Here is an 18006-nt window from a genome sequence, read left to right as displayed (position 1 = left end):
GTAAGCTCGCGGTGCAGGTCACGACATGGCTCTCGAGGGATTCGTCGGCCGTATCGTGATCGAACTCGACCGACGGCCCTATGATGCTGCCTACACACGCGCGGCGCCGACACCGGGGCCGGCAAGACCAGCAGGCTGGTGGGGGTGGTCGAACCGCACCTACGGCACCGACGTACACGGTCGAACAGGAGGTGGAGCGCCGTGCAGGGACTGATCCTGCAACTGACCCGTGCGGGGTTCCTTCTGCTGTTGTGGTTGTTCGTGTGGGCTGTGCTGCGCACGTTGCGCAGCGACATCTACGCGGCATCCGGCATTCGGATTCAGCCCAGGGCCGCACGCGGTTCCGCGGTGCTGCCTTCCTTCAGCCGGGGCCAGAAGGGCGCCAAATTTCTTGTGGTGACTCAGGGTTCACTCGCCGGCACCCGCATCTCGCTCGGCACCCAACCGGTGCTGATCGGGCGTGCGGACGACTCCACGCTGGTACTCACCGATGATTACGCCTCGACCAGGCATGCGCGACTGTCTCCGCGTGGTGACGACTGGTACGTGGAAGACCTCGGCTCGACGAACGGCACGTACCTCGATCGCGCGAAAGTCACCACCGCCGTCCGTGTTCCACTCGGCACGCCTGTTCGTGTCGGCAAAACAGTGATCGAGCTGCGATCGTGACACTTGTTCTCCGCTACGCAGCGCGCAGCGACCGTGGTCTCGTCCGAGGCAACAACGAAGACTCCGTGTACGCGGGTGCCCGGCTGCTCGCACTCGCCGACGGCATGGGTGGCCATGCCGCGGGAGAAGTCGCGTCCCAGTTGATGATCGCCGCGCTCGCCCACCTCGACGACGACGAACCCGGCGACGATCTGCTCGGCAAGCTCGACGCGGCGACCCGAGAAGGCAACGCCGCCATCGCCGATCAGGTCGAAGAGGAGCCCGAGCTCGACGGCATGGGCACCACGCTCACGGCAATCCTGTTCGCGGGCAAGAAACTCGGCCTCGTGCACATCGGCGACTCTCGCGCCTATCTGTTGCGCGGCGGCGAGCTGGCCCAGATCACCCGGGACGACACATTCGTCCAGTCGCTGGTCGATGAGGGCAGGATCACACCGGAGCAGGCGCACACGCACCCGCAGCGTTCGCTGATCATGCGCGCGCTCACCGGCAACGAGATCGAGCCGACACTGATCATGCGCGAATCGCGCGCAGGCGACCGCTACCTGCTGTGCTCCGACGGTCTCTCGGACGTGGTGAGCGACGAGACCATCGCGAACACGATGCGCGAGGGCACCACCGACGAGTGCGCCGACCGGCTCATCGAGCTGGCGTTACGCAGCGGCGGTCCGGACAACGTGACCGTCGTCGTGGCCGACGTCATCGATCTGGACTACGGCCAGAGCCACCCGATCGTGGCGGGCGCCGCGTCCGGCGTCGACGAGGACACTCCTCCGCCCAACACCGCCGCGGGCCGGGCCTCCGCCCTGCGTCCGCCGCGGTCCGCTCCGCGCCGGGCCGCCGCCGCGCCCGAGCCGCCCGCGAAGAAGTCACACCGGCTGCGCTGGATCGTGCTCGCGCTTGCGCTCGTCGTCGCGGTCTGCGTGGGGCTCGTGGTCGGCTACAAGATGATCCGCAGCAATTACTACGTCGGCGCCGACGACGGTTCGGTGGTGATCCTGCGCGGGCTGCCCGGGTCGATCCTCGGCTACTCGATCCATGACGTGAACCTGGTCGGGTGCGTAACCCGCAACGGTGAACTCACCCTGTCCGATCCCGGCGCGGATCCGCCCTCCTCGTGCAAGCCGCTGAAGGTAAGCGATCTGAAGCAGACCGGCCGCGACCAGGTGGACAAGGGATTGCCGCCGGGTTCGCTGGACAAGGCCAGGGACTCGATGACCTATCTCGCTCAGCGAGAACTGCTGCCGCCGTGCCCGGTCAAGGAATCGGCGCCGCAGCCGGGAGTCGTCCCGTCCGCCGAGGCCACACCGCCCGCGCCCAACGGCGCTCCGCCCGCACCGGCCACCACCACACCCGCGCCGGCACCGGCGCCTGCGCCTGCGCCTGCGCCGGAACAGGGTGACGCCAGGGGCACCGAGATCAAGACGCCGACCAAGTCGGAGGCTCCTGCCACGCCGTCGAGCACCTCGCCCAATCCCCAGACCACGGGGGAGAACTGCCGGGTGACGGACTGATGTCCGCGCCGGCACCGCCGTCGGCTGGGGCTTTTCCCAGTCCCCCGGGCGGCTTCGCTCCCGCGCCACCGCCGAGCACCAGACGAAATGCGGAACTGCTGCTGCTCGCCGCGGCAGCGGTCATCACCACCGTGTCCCTCTTCCTGGTCGAGGCCAGTCAAGAACAGTCGATCACCTGGGATATCGCCAAGTACGGTCTGGCCTACCTGGCGCTGTTCGCGGTGGCGCACCTGGCCGTGCGGCGGTTCGCCCCGTTCGCCGACCCGCTGTTGCTGCCGATCGTCGCGTTGCTCAACGGACTCGGTCTCGTGCTGATCCATCGGCTCGACCTGGCCGACCAGCAGACCGCCGCCTACAACTCGTGGGCGACCCCATCCCCCGACGCCAATCAGCAGATTCTGTGGACCGCGCTGGGCACGCTGGTTTTCATCACACTGCTGATCGCCCTGCGCGACTACCGCACGCTCGCCCGCTACAGCTACACCCTCGGCCTGATCGGCCTCGTCGCGCTGGCCATCCCGGCGCTGCTGCCCAGCGCGTTCTCCGAGACCAACGGCGCCAAGATCTGGATCCGGCTGCCCGGGTTCAGCGTCCAGCCGGGTGAGTTCGCGAAGATCCTGCTGATCATCTTCTTCGCCTCGGTGCTGGTGGCCAAGCGCGAGATCTTCACCGCCGCCGGGCGTCACGTACTGGGCATGGAGTTCCCGCGCGGCCGCGACCTCGGCCCGATCCTGGCCGTGTGGATCGTCTGCATCGGCGTGCTGGTGTTCGAGAAGGATCTCGGTACCTCGCTGCTGATCTTCAGCACGGTGCTCGTGATGCTCTACATCGCCACCGAACGGGTCGGCTGGCTGGTCATCGGCGGCGGGCTGCTCGCACTCGGATTCATCTTCGCCTACCAGTTGTTCGGCCACGTGCGGGTCCGGGTGGAGACCTGGCTGCACCCGTTCGACGACTACAACAACACCGGCTATCAGATCTCGCAGTCACTGTTCGGCCTGGCCACCGGCGGTCTCGCCGGAACCGGCCTCGGGAGCGGCAGGCCCAGCCAGGTGCCCTTCGCGAAGACCGACTTCATCGTCACCACGATCGGCGAGGAACTCGGCCTGATCGGGCTCGCCGCGGTGCTGATGCTGTTCCTGGTGTTCGTGGTGCGCGGGCTGCGCACCGCCCTCGCGGTGCGCGACAGCTTCGGCAAGCTGCTCGCGGCCGGTCTGTCGTTCACCATCGCGATCCAGCTGTTCGTCGTGGTCGGGGGTGTGACCAAGCTGATTCCGCTGACCGGTCTCACCACTCCGTTCATGTCCTACGGTGGCTCGTCACTGTTGGCCAACTACGCATTGCTGGCGTTGCTGATCAAGGTCTCCGACGCCGCCCGCGCGCCCGCCCCGGTGCGTAAGAAGGAACCGGCGCCGATCGCCGACGCGCAGACCGAACTGCTGCGCCGCGACGGGGGACGACCGGATGCGGGGCCGCTGACATGAACACTCCACTACGCCGAGTCGCGGTCGCGGTGATGGTGATGGTCGTCGCACTGCTGGCGAACGCCACCTACGTGCAGGTGATCAAGGCCGACGACCTGCGCTCGGATCCACGCAACTCCCGGGTGCTGCTGGACGAATACGCCCGCCAGCGCGGGCAGATCTCGGCGGGCGGCACCGTGCTGGCCGGCTCGATCGCGACCGACGATCGCTACAAGTACCTGCGCGCCTACCCGAGCGAGCCGGAGGCGTACGCGCCTGCCACCGGCTTCTACTCGATGCAGTACGGAAGCACCGGATTGGAACGCGCCGAGGACTCGGTGCTCAACGGCTCCGACAGTCAGCTGTTCGGCAGCCGTCTCGTAGACCTGATCTCCGGCCGGGACCCGCGCGGCGGCAACGTGCTCACCACGCTCAACCCGCTGATGCAGAAGGTCGCCTACGATCAGATGACCAGCAAGGGCTACACCGGCTCGGTGGTGGCCATCGAGCCGAGCACCGGCAAGATCCTCACCATGGTGTCCACGCCGAGCTATGACCCGAACCTGCTGTCCGGGCACGACGGCGCGCGCGGCACCCAGGCGTGGGAAACGCTGAGCGCGGATCCGAACCACCCCATGTTGAATCGCGCTATCTCGCAGACCTATCCGCCCGGGTCCACGTTCAAGGTCGTGGTCACCGCGGCCGCGCTGGCCAACGGCGTCGCGACCCCCGACGACCAGTTCACCGCCGCCCCGACCTTCACACCGCCCGGCACCAGCACTCCGATGGAGAACTACAACGGCACCACCTGCGGTCCGAATCCGACCGCTTCGTTGTTCGAGGCGTTCCGGCGCTCGTGCAACACCGCGTTCGCCGAACTCGGCATCAAGGTGGGCGCCGCGGACCTCAAGGACGAGGCGGCCGCGTTCGGTGTCGGCCCGCACCGGGGGATCCCGATGCCGGTGGCGGAGAGCACCGTCGGCACGATCTCCGACGACGCCGCCCTGGCGCAGAGCAGCATCGGGCAGCGCGACGTGGCGCTGACCCCCTTGCAGAACGCGGTCGTCGCGGCGACCATCGCCAACGGCGGCGTCCGGATGGAGCCGTACCTGGTCGATCAGTTGCAGCGCCCGGATCTGAGCGAACTGACCAAGACCAAGCCGGTCTCGGTCGGCCAAGCCGTCAGCGCCGATGTAGCGTCGACCGTAACCAACTTGATGATCGCGTCGGAGAGCAACACCTCCGGAGGTGGCCAGACCCCCTATCAAATCGCGTCCAAGACCGGCACCGCGGAACACGGGACCAACCCGCGTAACACGCCGCCGCACGCTTGGTATATCGCGTTCGCCCCCGCGCAGAACCCGAAGATCGCCATCGCGGTGATCGTGGAGAACGGTGGGGACCGGGCGCTTGCCGCGACCGGTGGCTCGGTCGCCGCGCCGGTGGCTCGCGCGGTTCTGGACGCCGGTCTTCGAGGGGGCTGAACGATATGGATGTGCGAGTGAAGGTACGGGGACCTCGATGCTGAACAACGGTGCGATGATCGCCGACCGATACCGGCTGCAGCGACTGATCGCGACCGGCGGCATGGGCCAGGTCTGGGAAGCGCTGGACACCAGGCTCGACCGCAGGGTCGCGGTCAAGGTGCTGAAGTCGGAGTTCTCGGCCGACCCGACGTTCCGGCATCGATTCCGCACCGAGGCGAAGACCACCGCCCAGCTGAATCACTCCGGCATCGCGGGCATCTACGACTACGGCGAGACCATCGACCCGCAGGGCAGCGAGATCGCCTACCTCGTCATGGAGTTCGTCCAGGGCGAGCCGCTGAACACCGTGCTCAACCGGCTCGGCAGGCTGTCGGTGGCCCAGGGACTCGATCTGCTCGAGCAAACCGGGCGCGCGCTGGACGTGGCGCACCGCGCGGGCGTGGTGCACCGTGACGTGAAGCCGGGCAACATCCTGGTCACGCCGACCGGCCAGGTGAAGATCACAGACTTCGGTATCGCCAAAGCGGTGGACGCCTCCCCGGTGACCAAGACCGGCATGGTGATGGGCACCGCCCAGTACATCGCACCGGAACAGGCGGTCGGCGAGGACGCCACCGCGGCCAGCGACGTGTACTCACTCGCCGTGGTCGGTTACGAAGTGCTGGCCGGACAGCGGCCGTTCACCGGCGACGGCGCGATCACCGTCGCGATGAAGCACGTGCGCGAGACACCGCCTCCGATGCCTGCCGATCTGCCCGGCAACGTGCGCGAACTGATCGAGATCACGATGGAGAAGGACCCGTCGCGGCGCTACGCCAGCGGCGGTGAGTTCGCCGACGCGGTCGCCGCCGTCCGCGCGGGCCGCCGCCCGCCGCCGCCCAGCGGGGCGCACTCCGCCACGCCTCTGACCGGTGCCACGCGAGTGCTCCCGCCCGGCCCGACCGCCGTGATCCCCTCCACGCCCGCCGACTTCGACGGTGCGACGGTGCGCTACTCGACGCCCGCCGCGGGCGCGGTGGGCGCGGGCCATCAGCCGGGCACCCTCGCGGCTCCGGCCACGGTGCTGAGCCGCGGCGCGGCGAGCGGTCCCCCGCCCGGAAACGGCAACAGGTTCACCACGACCCAGAAATGGCTCACCGGGCTCGGCATCGGCGCCGTGCTGCTCGGGGCGCTCACGGCCTACCTGCTCTTCGGTGGAGACACCAATCCGGATTCCACGCCGTCGCCGACCGTGACGGTCGTGCCGACCCCCAAGCCCGTCCCGCCGGTGGCCACGACGACCCCCAAGCCCGCACCTCCGCCCGTGGACACCGAGACCTACGAACCGCCCACCACCGAGCCGAAGACCACGACACCGGAGCCGACGACGACCACCCCGCCGCCCACCAGCACGGCACCGAGCACGACGAAGCCGACGACCACCGCGCCCACCGCCACCACCAGCCGTCCGCGCATCCCGACTCTCGACATACCATTCCCGGAGATTCCCGGTGCCCGAGGGCCTTCGGCCACCCGCAGCGGATCCGCCACTTCTTCGCAAGGACTGCCATGACGACCCCGAAGAATCTCTCGTCTCGCTACGAGCTGGGCGAGATCATCGGGTTCGGTGGTATGTCCGAGGTGCACAAGGCTCGTGACATCCGGCTGAGCCGGGACGTGGCGATCAAGGTCCTGCGGGCGGACCTGGCCCGTGACCCAACGTTCTACCTGCGGTTCAAGCGCGAAGCGCAGAACGCGGCCGCGCTCAATCATCCGGCCATCGTCGCGGTCTACGACACGGGCGAGGCGGAGGTGGACGGCGGTCCGCTGCCGTACATCGTGATGGAGTACGTCGACGGCGACACGCTGCGCGACATCGTGCGCGGCAAGGGACCGCTGCCACCGCGCCGCGCGATGGAGATCATCGCGGATGTCTGCGCCGCCTTGGACTTCAGCCACAAGGCCGGGATCGTGCACCGCGACATGAAGCCCGCGAACATCATGATCAACCGGTCGGGCGCGGTGAAGGTGATGGACTTCGGCATCGCCCGCGCACTCGCCGACAACTCCAACCCCATGACCCAGACCGCGGCGGTGATCGGCACCGCGCAGTACCTCTCCCCGGAGCAGGCGCGCGGCGAAACGGTGGACGCGCGCTCGGACGTCTACTCCGTCGGTTGCGTGTTGTTCGAGATCCTCACCGCGGAGCCGCCTTTCACGGGGGATTCCCCGGTGGCCGTCGCCTACCAGCACGTCCGGGAAGACCCGCGACTGCCGTCGCACGTGTATTCCGGGGTGCCGCGCGAACTGGACTCGGTCGTGCTCAAGGCGATGAGCAAGAATCCGGCCAACCGATACCAGACCGCCGCCGAGATGCGCGCCGACCTGATCCGGGTGCTCGGCGGCCAGAAGCCCAGCGCCCCGATGGTGATGACCGACGAGGACCGCACCACCATGATGAGCGCGGACGAGCCCCCGCCGCGTAACTACCGTACGGTCGAGCGCCACGACGACACCGCCGAGCAGGATCCGGCCGAGCCGAACGGACGGCGCCGGACCGCCTATATCGCGATCGGCGCCGTCGCGGCCGTCGCGGTGGCTTTCGCGCTGTTCTGGGTGCTGCTCGGGCCGGGAAGCCGACCGGACCAGGTGGCCATTCCCGACCTGTCCAACAAGTCCTCGCAGCAAGCGCAGGACGCGCTGCAGAAGCTCGGCTTCACGGTGGCGATCCAGCAGAAGCCCGACAGCAAGGTCGCCACGGGCAACGTGATCGCGACCCAGCCCCTCGGCGGCTCGCGGATCGACGAGGGCAGCACGGTCACGGTCCAGGTGTCCTCGGGTCCCGCGCAGGTCCAGGTGCCGAAGTTGACCGGCCTGTCCCAGGAGCAGGCCGAGCAGGTCTTGAACTCCAAGGGCCTGCGGATCAATCCGAACGTCGAGCGCAAACCGTCGAGCACCGCCGAGAAGGACCAGGTGATCGAGCAGAACCCGTCGCCGGGTTCGAAGGTCGACGTCGACTGGGAGATCGTCGTCACCGTCGGCACCGGCCCGGAGGCGGTCCGCGTTCCCTACGTCGTCGGGCAGAGCATCGACGTGGCCCAGCCGAACATCGAGGGCAACGGCTTCAAGGTCGTGGTCCAGGAGGTGCAGTCCTCGAAGCCCAAGGGCGAGGTGGTCGCCTCCAGCCCGGCAGGCGGCAGCAGCGCCGAGAAGGGTTCCACGGTCACCGTCCAGGTGTCCGCGGGTGACCTGAAGATGCCGTCGCTGGTCGGTCTCACCGTCTCGCAGGCGGTGGAGAAGCTGCGCGCGGAAGGCTGGACCGGCAGCACCAGCCAGATCAGCCAGTCCCCGCAGGGCACCTTCGACGCGGGCAATGTCGGGCGCATCCTCAGCCAGCAACCGTCGGCGGGCAGTTCGATCCAGAAGAACAGCACCATCCTGGTCGGCGTGGGGGTACTCGGCCCGCCGTGATCGGCGCCGCCGCCGGTATCCAGAAAACGAGACCAACCGGTGTGAATTGCGGGAGAATGATGCTGCTTCATCCCAATCAGCGCAGCTGAGCACGAGGAGGTAGCTCATGACCACTGCCAGGGACATCATGAAACCCGGCGTCCAGTGGATTTCGAAGGACACGACGATCGAGCAGGCCGCACGAACCATGGCCGAACTCAACGTCGGGTCCCTGATCGTCTCCGACCAGAACGAGCGGATGTGCGGCATCGTCACCGACCGCGACATCGTGGTGAAGTGCATCGCCCAGGGCAAGACCCCGTCGGATTGCCGGGTGGATGAACTGTGTGAATCGACGCCCCGGTGGGTCGACGCCAACGCCGACATCGAGGAAGTCCTCGACGAGATGGAAAGCAACCGGGTCAAGCGCATGCCGGTCATCGAGGACAAGCGGTTGGTCGGCATGATCAGCGAGGCCGACCTGGCCCGGCATCTGGACGACAACCAGCTCGGCGAGTTCGTCACCGCCGTCTACGGGCGTCCCTAGGTTTCGGACCGGCGCGGAGGAACGTACCCGACAACGCCTTCCGCGTCCGCATAACGTACTTCGGCTTCTTTCGGCCACGCTCCCGCTCGGCGACTCATGAGGGCACCGGCTCATCGGGCCGGTGCCGGCAGCCGGGGCGAGGTGCCAGGTGAGTTCGGGCCGCGGACGGCCGATGGCCGTCCGCGGTTCGCTCGTCCTCGACGGCTCGCGGCGTCACGCCAGGGCTGCGCCGAGCTGTTCCGCGTGCGCTCGACGCCGAGGGATCGCACCGGTGTCAGGCAGGCTCGGCCTTCGGTAGGTAACGCAACACCGCGACATCCCCGACTTGCGTCACGCCGGTAAGGCGCATCCGGCGATGCGGCGCGCCGGGAAAGTCGGCCGGGTCGAGAAAGCGCGGCGCGGCGGTGTCTCCCACCAGGATCGGGGCGATCGCCAGATGCAGTTCATCGGCCAGATCGGCGGCGAGGAACGCGGTGTGGATGCGGGTGCCGCCCTCCACCATGAGCCGGTCGACACCCCGTCGGCCCAGATCGTCCAGCAGTGCACCGAAATCGAGCTCGGTCCCGAGATCCACGACCTCGGCCAATCCGGCCAGGCGGGCGGTGAGTTCCGGCGCGGCCGCCGCGGTGCAGTACACGAGCTTGTCGCCGCCGTAGTGCCAGAACCGCAGCTCCGGAGCCAAGTCGCCGCTCGCCGATACGGTCACCTTCAGCGGGAATTCCGGTTTGCCCGCCGCGACGCGCGCGGCCCTGCGTTCGGCGCTGTCGACCAGCAACCGCGGGTTGTCGCTGCGCAGTGTCTGCGCGCCGACCAGGATGGCGTCGGAGTCCGCGCGGACCTGGTCCACCCGGTCGAAGTCCGCCGCGTCGGACAAGCGCAGCCGCTGCGGGCTCGCGTCGTCGATGTACCCGTCGATGCTCGCCGCGACCGACAGCAGCACATGCGGACGGGTCACTGCAGCACCAGTGCGGCGACCTCCGCCTCCAGCGCCTGCACCAAACCCTCGGCGGGGCGCTCCCCGCACACGCCGAGCCAGTTGGCCAGCATCCGGTGCCCACCCTGGGTGAGCACCGATTCCGGGTGGAACTGCACGCCGTGGATGGGCAAGGTGCGATGACGCATGGCCATCACGATTCCGCTCTCGGTGCGTCCGAGCACCTCGATCTCCTCGGGCAGAGTGTCTTCGACGACGGTGAGCGAGTGGTATCGCGTGGCGGTGAACGGGTCGGGTAGACCGGCCAGCACACCCGCGCCGATGTGGAAGACCTCGCTCGTCTTCCCGTGCAGCAGCTCCGGGGCCCTGGTGACTGTGGCGCCGAACGCCTCGCCGAACGCCTGGTGGCCGAGGCACACGCCGAGCAGCGGAACACTCTGCTCCGCGCAGGCACGCACCAACGGAATGCTCGCGCCCGCCCGGTCGGGGGTGCCGGGGCCGGGACTGATCAAAATGCCGTCGAAATCGCCTACGACCGCGCCGACGTCGGCCAGATTCGGGTCGTCGTTGCGCCAGACGACAGCGTCGACACCGAGTTGCCCGAGGTACTGCACCAGGTTGAAGACGAAGCTGTCGTAATTGTCGACGACCAGAACACGCATGACATCGAGATTACGTCCCCGCCCGGCACCGCGTCGCATCCATTACCTGTTGGGATAGCCTAGAGACCACGACCTGCAGCCGAATACGAGGACGTCATGCCCAAGTCGAAGGTCCGTAAGAAGACCGACTATACGATCAACCCCGCCAGCCGGACGCCGGTGAAGGTGAAGGCGGGGCCGTCTCCGGTCTGGTATGTCGCCATCATGCTCGGGTTCATGCTCGCCGGGCTGGTGTGGTTGCTCGTCTACTACCTGGCGGCCGAGCAGATCAGCTGGATGAACGACCTCAACGCCTGGAACTTCCTGATCGGCTTCGGCCTGATGGTGGTCGGGCTGATCATGACGATGCGCTGGCGCTGAGCACAACACCGACCCGGATTACAGACGTGTCATTCATGCACACCTGTGGATGAGCCTGTGGACAACTCGAGGAGCGATTGGGGAGTGCTGTGAGTCCGGAGCTCCCGGTCCCCGGCCCGCGGGACCGCGAAGAGCCGCGCCTGGCCTGGACCACGCCGACACCCGCGCTCGTCGCGGTCACCGTAGGCGGCGTCGCGCTGGCCGTCGCCGCGGTGGTCACCTCCGAAGCGGCCAGCCGCCTGCTCGTAGGACTCGCCGCCGTCGGACTGCTCGCCCTTGCCGGGCTCGGGTTCCGGCAACGCCCGCGGCTGTCGGTGACAACCGGCGCGCACCCGCGCATGGTTGTCCGCACGCTGACGGGGGCGGACGAATACGCCCCTGAGCAGATCATTCGCGCCCGTGTGGTGAGTTACCGACGCCTCGGGCGCAAGATGCCGATGTTGGAACTCGACGTCCAGCACGACGGCACCGAGCGGCTCCTGATCTTCGGCCGCTGGGATCTGGGCGCCAACCCTGAACTCGTCTACCAAGACCTGGTAGGAGCACTGCGGCTCACCGAGGACAAGACTCGCTGACGTGCATTCGTCCCACGCGGACGCGAATGTTTCACGTGAAGCGAATCCGCGTGTCACGCAGCGGAAGTGATCGCGCTCACTACTACCGTTGCCAGCGCCGCGACGGCGACGAGCGCCACCGCTGCCCAACCGACCACCCGTGCCGCTTGCGGAGTTTTCACGCGCAGCCACGCGGGCAGGAACAGGATGCCGAGGGTCGCGAGCGTACCCGCGGCCAGACCGCCGAGATGGCCCCAGAGTGAGATGCCGGGCAGCGACAAACTGATGAAGACGTTGATGCCGATGATGATGAGCATCTGATTCGGGTTCTGGCGCAACCGGAGCAGGATGATCGTGATCGCACCGAACAAGCCGTACACCGCGCCGGACGCGCCCGCCGTCATGCTGTTCTGCGAGAACAGCATGACCCCGGCGGACCCGCCGAGCAGCGAAACCGAGTACACCGCGAGATAGCGCAATCGTCCCAGCACCAGCTCGGCATCGCGGCCCACCACGTACAGGGCGAACATGTTGAGTGCCAGGTGGATCGGGCCGTAGTGCAGGAACCCGGAACCGAGCACCCGCCACCATTCGCCGTCCGCGACGGCCGGTGCCCACAGCACCCAGTCCACGAACAGCGCGGAGCCCAGCTGGTTGTCCATCAGGTTCTTCGACTGGGCCGCGGTGATCGCGTAGATCACCACGTTGATCGCGATCAACGCATAGGTCACATAAGGTGCGGACCTGCGGGCCGCTGCCGCGCCCGAAACCGTCCGCACCGGAGCGACGCCGCGCTGATCCGTGCGCAGACAGTCGACACAGTGTTGGCCGACGGCTGCGGGACGCAGGCATTCCGCACAGGACGGCCGCCCGCACCGCGTGCAGGCCAGGCCGGTCGGGCGATTCGGATGGCGGACGCACGTGGGTGCGGGCGGCTGGGGATTCATAGTCTCATTCGATCGTGATCTTGGTGATGACGACGGGTTCCAGCGGCCGGTCGTTGCGATCGGTCCCGGTGGTCGCGATCGAGTCGACGACCTTCCGGGAATCCGGATCCACCACTTCACCGAAGATCGTGTGCTTGCGGTTGAGATGCGGCTGCGGGCCAACGGTGATGAAGAACTGCGAGCCGTTGGTGCTCGGCCCCGCGTTGGCCATCGCCAGCAAGTAGCCCCGGTCGAACCGCAGCTCCGGGTGGAACTCGTCGCCGAACTCGTAACCCGGGCCGCCGCGACCGGTACCGGTGGGATCGCCACCCTGGATCATGAATCCGGCCATCACGCGATGGAACAGAGCGCCGTCATAGAACGGGCCGGTGTTGCCCCCGCTGGCGTTCGCGGTGGTGTACGGCGCCGAACCGTCGGCGAGACCTAGGAAATTGCGCACCGTCTTGGGCGCGTGGTTACCGAAGAGCGCGAGCTTGATATCGCCGTGATTCGTGTGCAGCGTTGCCACGGATGTCTGATTCGGTGAGGTCACGACGCCCATCGTGCCACGGTTGGCGATCCAGCCGCGGAACTGGGCCGGACCGTGCTGTGAGCTGGGCCTCCTGCGCGAATCGGCGGGCTGTGCCTAGAGTGGTGCAATGACCTCGGGGCGCTTGCATGTCTCTTCGCGTTCACGTAACCGGCTCCTCCTCGCGGCGGCAGTCGCGCTGGCGGGCGGCGTGGCCTATCTGGTCCGTAGCCGGCGGCCACAGCAGCCGGAGCCCGCCCCCGCTCCCCCGCGCATCGGGTACTCCCGTAACGGCTCCGCGCCGGCACCCTTGGCGGAAGCCGGCGCGGAACACGATCGCTGATTCGGGAATCGCCGGTCAGCGACTGACCGTCTTCTTGTACTGACGCAGAGCCAGCGGCACGAACACCACCATGATCACCACCACCCACACCAGGGAGGTGATCACCGGGTGCCGCAGCGGCCAGGAGTCCGACGTCGGCGCGAGCGGGCTGGTGTTGCCGAACAGGTCGCGCGTCGCCTGGGTCAGCGCGGATACCGGGTTCCATTCCGCGATCACCCGCAGGGCGGTGGGCAACTTGTCGCTGGGGACGAACGTGTTGGCGATGAACGTGAGCGGGAAGATCACCATGAAGCTGGCGTTGTTGAACACCTCCGGCGCCCGCACCAACAGGCCCACTACGGCCATGATCCAGGACACCGCGTAGGCGAACAGCAGCAGCAGGATGTAGGCCAGCACCGCGTCCAGGAACGAACCGCGAATCCGCCAGCCGACGACCAGACCGGTCAGCGACATCACCGTCAGGCTGACCACGTTGATCACCACATCGCTGATCGTGCGGCCGACCAGCACCGCCGACGAAGCCATCGGCAGCGAGCGGAATCGGTCGATGATGCCCTTCTGCATGTCCTCGGCCAGTCCGGCACCGGTGAAGGTCGCGCCGAACACCACGGTCTGCGCGAAGATGCCCGCGATGAGGAACTCGCGGTACCCGCCGGACAGACCGGGCACATCGATGGCCGCGCCGAAGACGTAGGCGAACAGCAGCACGAACATGATCGGCGAGAGTGTGGAGAAGATCAGGACGTCGGGTACCCGCTTGATCTTGATGACATTGCGTTTCGCGATCGTCACGCTGTCGCTGACCACGATGGACAGTCGCTCGCCCAGCGAGGGCCGTGTCAGGGCCGGGGCCGTCGCGGTCATCGGATCGTTCCTTCCGTAGCTTCCAGCTTGTCGTTCGCCGCGTCGCCGCCGGCGCTCGTCTCCGCTTCGTGGCCGGTGAGGGTGAGGAAGACGTCGTCCAGGGACGGACGGCGCAGACCGACATCGTGGATCTGTACGTTGTGCTCGGCCAGCCGCCCGACCGCCTCCACCAGGGCCTGCGATCCGTCGGCGACCGGGACGGTGATCCTGCGCAACCCCGGTTCGAGGTGGATCTCGCCGTCGGCCAGGCTTTTCAGCGCGGTCTCGGCCGTCGCGAGATTGTCGACGCGGTCGACGGTCAGCTCGATCCGGTCGCCGCCGACCATGGTCTTGAGTTCGTCCGCGGTGCCCTTCGCGATCACCTTGCCGTGGTCGATCACCGCGATCGAATCGGCGAGCCGATCCGCCTCTTCCATGTACTGCGTGGTGAGCAGCAACGTGGTCCCGCCCGCGACCAATTCCTCGATGACGTCCCAAAGATCCAGACGGGCGCGGGGATCCAGCCCGGTGGTCGGCTCGTCCAGAAACAGGACGGGTGGATTCGCGACCAGCGCGCCCGCCAGGTCGAGACGACGGCGCATACCGCCGGAGTAGCCCTTGACCGGCCGGTCCGCGGCGTCGGTGAGCCGGAATCGTTCGAGCAATTCGCGCGCTCGTTCCTTACTTCGCTGTACGCCCATGTGATAAAGACGTCCCACCATTTCCAAATTCTCGAAACCGGTGAGGTATTCGTCGACCGCGGCGTATTGGCCCGACGCCCCGATGCGGGAACGCAGCGCCTGCGGCTCGCGCAGCACATCGATTCCCGCGACCGTGGCGCGTCCGGCATCCGGCACCAGCAGGGTGGTGAACACCCGGACGGTGGTGGTCTTACCTGCGCCGTTGGGTCCGAGCAGTGCGGTGACGGTCCCTTCCGGGACGCTCAGGTCGAGGCCGTCGAGGGCCACCAGTTGGCCGTATCGTTTGACCAGACCCTCGGCGACTATTGCGTCGGGCATGATTCTCCTGGGGTTGATGAGTTCGATGTGATGCAGTGCGACGCCAGGCGCCCAACGACTCGCTGGATCGGGTGACCGGCCGATACCCGAGTCAGTATTGTCCCGCCCGCCGACAATTTCATCCGATTTGTTCCGGGTGGGCGGCCCCGCGAACTACCCGGACACGGAAGAAGGCCGCATTCCGATCCAGTCGGTGCTCGGGGTTACCGGATCGGAATGCGACCGGTTCGATGGTCCCGTGTGCCCCGTCATCGGAGCGCGCGTAGCGGACTACCCGAATCGAGGAAGACCCGTACTCGAACGAGGGACGTTCGAGCGCTAACCATCGCGACGAGCGGGTGCGCTCGGCGGGAACCATCGATTCGGTGAACACGAACACATGTTCGCATCGGGGTACGACAAGTTCGGGCGTCATGCACGCCGCGCGGCGCCACACCCGGCGTTGTCGACACGCCGGAATTTCCATCGATTTCGTGGCGCGGCGACTGGTCGGCATGTTCTGTGCCGCTCGGCGCCGTAGCAGGTCACCACCACGAAATGACTCGGAATAGGTTGCTCGCCAAGGCTTTTGGCAAACTATAGGACAACAGTCCGGAGCGAGGGGGTCGGCCGGTCGCGCGGCAAGGGCCGTCAGAGGTCGTCCGGAAGGTGAGCCAACCCGAAAAAACTTGGAACGCGGCCGTCCCCCCGCACACACAATCGCACATCATCGAGTAGCATCGTTCACGTCGGCCCCTCCCCCCCGGGCCGACCCTACGCGGGCCTCGGCTAACTCCCCCCCTTCGCCGAGGCCCGCTCCCCATTTCAGGCGAGGTCGAGCGCTATTCCGACTGGTCGTCCGGTTCTATCGCCCGCCACGCGGCGGTGAGCCGTTGCCCACGCACCCGTCCTGCGGTGGCCAGCAGCGGCCGGTCGCGCTCCCACCGCTGTCGAGTCACCGGGTCCGCGGACTGCCACAACGGCTCGAGTTCGGCAAGCAGCGAACCGAACAACTCGAAGACGCCGCCGAGAGCGATGTGCACGCCCGCGGAACTCGGCGCGGCGATGTCCAGGCCGCGCACGGCGGCAACCGCGGTCAGCAACTGTTGCCGACTCGCCCGCGGCCAATCCGACGCCCGGGCCACCCGTACCAGCCAGCCCAACGTGGCAGCCAGCACGTGAATGTCCTCGATCGTCCGGAACGGCTTGAGGTAGTCCAGATATCCGTCGCCGGGCAGCACCAGCGCGGGCGCGCCGGTCAGCACGACCGAAGCGTGCGGAACCTCGGGCGCGAACGGGAGCGCCGGACGATCGGCCAGACACACGCCGGCTTCGCCCGCCTCGACCATGCAGGCGCGCAGCCGATTCCGTCCGTCTGGCGCCGCGCCGACACTGGCGATCACCACCAACTGTCGCGCGAACGAGCCCATGGTCGCGAACGACTTCGTACCGTCGACCAGCCAGGCCCCGTCCCGTTCGGTGAGCGTGGTGCGGATCGCCGCGGGGTGGCCGCCGCCCTCCTCGGTCGCGCACATCGCGACCAGCTCGTCGTCCGACAGGTCCGGAATCAGCGTCCGCAACGCCTCCTGATAGCCGGACAGGAAGGCGAACCCGAGCCGGTCGGCGCCGAAGCCACCCGCGATCGCGATCTCCACCGGCTGGTCGAATCGATTCGCGGCCACGCGATGTCGCGTCCACGCGGCGGCGACATCGTCCAGCGGCGCGGTCGCCACCGGCTCGGTCAGCAGGAAGTCGAACAGAGTATCCACCTCAGCACGGTAACCGAGCAGCGATTCCCCCGGGCCGTACCGAGCCCGACCCCGCCGCCGCGTCCGGACGCTCGATGCCGGTTGCGCAGGGCGACCGCGCGGGGACTCCTCGCCGCCGCCGGGGCAGTCTCTCGGCGCTGCGTCGGCCAATCCGATGAACCGCCTGCTTCACTGGGGTGTCGCGTCGTACCGGAAGGAGTTCGACCTGTGCCGGAACTGGAGGAAAGTCGGAGAAGAGCACTATTCGACTCCGAGGCCAGACTGTCCTGGGTACTGGCCGCACTCGCCGGGCTGATCGGCGCCGCGGCATTCATGCATACGGCCGGTTATTTCGTCACGTTCATGACGGGCAACACCGAACGGGCTGTCCTCGGGTACTTCCACGACGAGCCGGACATGGCGTTGGCGGCCACCGGGTTGCTGCTGTCATTTCTCGCCGGTGTGGTCGTGGCCTCGTGGTGCCGCCGGCGTTACTGGTCGGGGCACCCGCATGGAGCCACTCTGCTCACCACCGTGTGCCTGGCGCTCGCATCCGTCATCGATATTCTGGAGTATCGGAGGGGAATCGAGCCGATCGGGCTGCTGCCGATCATGCTCGTCGCTTTCGGCGTCGGGGCGCTCAACACATCGTTCGTGCAGAACGGTGAGGTATCGGTGCCGCTCAGTTACGTCACCGGGACACTGGTCAAGATGGGGCAGGGTATCGAACGTCATCTCAGCGGCGGCGACTACGCCGACTGGCTCGGATACTTCCTGCTCTACACCGGTTTCGTGCTCGGCGCGCTGCTCGGCGGACTGCTGAGTCTGCTGGTGGCGGGCTGGGCCATGCTGATCACCGCGACCGTGGTGTGCCTGTTGGTCACCGGATTCACCTACCTGCACCTGGACCGGCACGGTCCCCTCACGGACTGAGTCGCCGGGCATCTGTCGGTGCTCGTCGCGGCAGTCTCTGCCGGACCGGGAACTGCCGGTGGGGATT

General features: G+C 67.6%; 17 protein-coding genes. 10 read left to right on the top strand and 7 right to left on the bottom strand.

Going from position 1 to position 18006, the window contains the following annotated elements; genetic code table 11:
- Positions 1–201 precede the first annotated feature (201 nt).
- From NG1_RS00870 to NG1_RS00840, 7 genes are all read left to right on the top strand, one after another.
- A complete protein-coding gene (locus NG1_RS00870; RefSeq protein ID WP_014980860.1) occupies positions 202–669 on the top strand; it encodes an FHA domain-containing protein FhaB/FipA in 468 nt (155 codons plus the stop codon).
- Positions 666–2183: a PP2C family protein-serine/threonine phosphatase gene (locus NG1_RS00865; RefSeq protein ID WP_062966958.1), complete on the top strand. Its 1518-nt coding sequence runs from the start codon at positions 666–668 to the stop codon at positions 2181–2183. Before NG1_RS00870 ends, NG1_RS00865 begins: the two co-directional genes overlap by 4 nt.
- Positions 2183–3667, top strand: a complete 1485-nt coding sequence (locus tag NG1_RS00860) for an FtsW/RodA/SpoVE family cell cycle protein (RefSeq protein ID WP_062966956.1) — start codon at positions 2183–2185, stop codon at positions 3665–3667. The genes NG1_RS00865 and NG1_RS00860 overlap by 1 nt, the downstream gene beginning before the upstream one ends.
- Positions 3664–5130, top strand: coding sequence for a peptidoglycan D,D-transpeptidase FtsI family protein (locus NG1_RS00855; RefSeq protein WP_062966954.1), 1467 nt, complete (start codon positions 3664–3666; stop codon positions 5128–5130). The genes NG1_RS00860 and NG1_RS00855 overlap by 4 nt, the downstream gene beginning before the upstream one ends.
- Positions 5131–5167: 37 nt before the next feature.
- Positions 5168–6685: a protein kinase domain-containing protein gene (locus NG1_RS00850; RefSeq protein ID WP_062966952.1), complete on the top strand. Its 1518-nt coding sequence runs from the start codon at positions 5168–5170 to the stop codon at positions 6683–6685.
- Positions 6682–8583 carry a Stk1 family PASTA domain-containing Ser/Thr kinase gene (gene pknB / locus NG1_RS00845; RefSeq protein WP_062966949.1) on the top strand — a complete coding sequence of 634 codons (1902 nt, stop codon included), beginning with the start codon at positions 6682–6684 and terminating at the stop codon, positions 8581–8583. The genes NG1_RS00850 and pknB overlap by 4 nt, the downstream gene beginning before the upstream one ends.
- Before the next feature lie 106 nt (positions 8584–8689).
- Positions 8690–9109, top strand: coding sequence for a CBS domain-containing protein (locus NG1_RS00840; RefSeq protein ID WP_062966947.1), 420 nt, complete (start codon positions 8690–8692; stop codon positions 9107–9109).
- Positions 9110–9383: 274 nt separating this feature from the next.
- On the opposite strand, the gene NG1_RS00835 is transcribed toward NG1_RS00840, so the two are convergent.
- On the bottom strand, positions 9384–10064 hold the full coding sequence (locus NG1_RS00835) for a RibD family protein (RefSeq protein ID WP_062966945.1): 681 nt from the start codon (positions 10062–10064) through the stop codon (positions 9384–9386).
- Positions 10061–10705: an aminodeoxychorismate/anthranilate synthase component II gene (locus NG1_RS00830; protein ID WP_062966943.1), complete on the bottom strand. Its 645-nt coding sequence runs from the start codon at positions 10703–10705 to the stop codon at positions 10061–10063. The genes NG1_RS00835 and NG1_RS00830 overlap by 4 nt, the downstream gene beginning before the upstream one ends.
- A gap of 96 nt (positions 10706–10801) precedes the next feature.
- Here NG1_RS00830 and crgA point away from each other — a divergent pair, with 96 nt between their 5' ends.
- Complete coding sequence (gene crgA, locus NG1_RS00825; protein WP_040871406.1) at positions 10802–11065, top strand: cell division protein CrgA; 264 nt, start codon at positions 10802–10804, stop codon at positions 11063–11065.
- A gap of 89 nt (positions 11066–11154) precedes the next feature.
- On the top strand, positions 11155–11640 hold the full coding sequence (locus NG1_RS00820; RefSeq protein ID WP_062966942.1) for a PH domain-containing protein: 486 nt from the start codon (positions 11155–11157) through the stop codon (positions 11638–11640).
- A gap of 53 nt (positions 11641–11693) precedes the next feature.
- Here the strand turns inward: NG1_RS00820 and NG1_RS00815 are convergent, their stop codons facing one another.
- The 5 genes from NG1_RS00815 to NG1_RS00790 form a co-directional block, all read right to left on the bottom strand.
- Positions 11694–12566, bottom strand: coding sequence for a rhomboid family intramembrane serine protease (locus NG1_RS00815; RefSeq protein WP_062966940.1), 873 nt, complete (start codon positions 12564–12566; stop codon positions 11694–11696).
- Positions 12567–12570: 4 nt separating this feature from the next.
- The gene (locus NG1_RS00810) at positions 12571–13098 is read right to left on the bottom strand and encodes a peptidylprolyl isomerase (RefSeq protein WP_281218008.1); all 528 of its coding nucleotides are present in this window, start codon (positions 13096–13098) and stop codon (positions 12571–12573) included.
- A 334-nt stretch (positions 13099–13432) separates the two neighbouring features.
- The gene (locus tag NG1_RS00805; protein WP_051175735.1) at positions 13433–14281 is read right to left on the bottom strand and encodes an ABC transporter permease; all 849 of its coding nucleotides are present in this window, start codon (positions 14279–14281) and stop codon (positions 13433–13435) included.
- The gene (locus NG1_RS00800; protein ID WP_062966936.1) at positions 14278–15279 is read right to left on the bottom strand and encodes an ATP-binding cassette domain-containing protein; all 1002 of its coding nucleotides are present in this window, start codon (positions 15277–15279) and stop codon (positions 14278–14280) included. Before NG1_RS00800 ends, NG1_RS00805 begins: the two co-directional genes overlap by 4 nt.
- 821 nt (positions 15280–16100) lie before the next feature.
- Entirely contained in the window at positions 16101–17027 is a 927-nt protein-coding gene (locus NG1_RS00790; protein ID WP_062966932.1) for an acyl-CoA dehydrogenase family protein, read from the bottom strand.
- 207 nt (positions 17028–17234) lie between these two features.
- On the opposite strand from NG1_RS00790, the gene NG1_RS00785 reads away from it, so the two are divergent.
- A complete protein-coding gene (locus NG1_RS00785; RefSeq protein WP_245659738.1) occupies positions 17235–17939 on the top strand; it encodes a YoaK family protein in 705 nt (234 codons plus the stop codon).
- The last annotated feature ends 67 nt before the right edge of the window (positions 17940–18006 follow it).

Origin of the sequence: Nocardia gamkensis NBRC 108242, from assembly GCF_001612985.1 — a bacterium.
Lineage (GTDB): Bacteria > Actinomycetota > Actinomycetes > Mycobacteriales > Mycobacteriaceae > Nocardia > Nocardia gamkensis.
The sequence above is the reverse complement of the archived record's forward strand: the minus strand, read 5'-3'. Positions and strand labels throughout refer to the sequence as shown.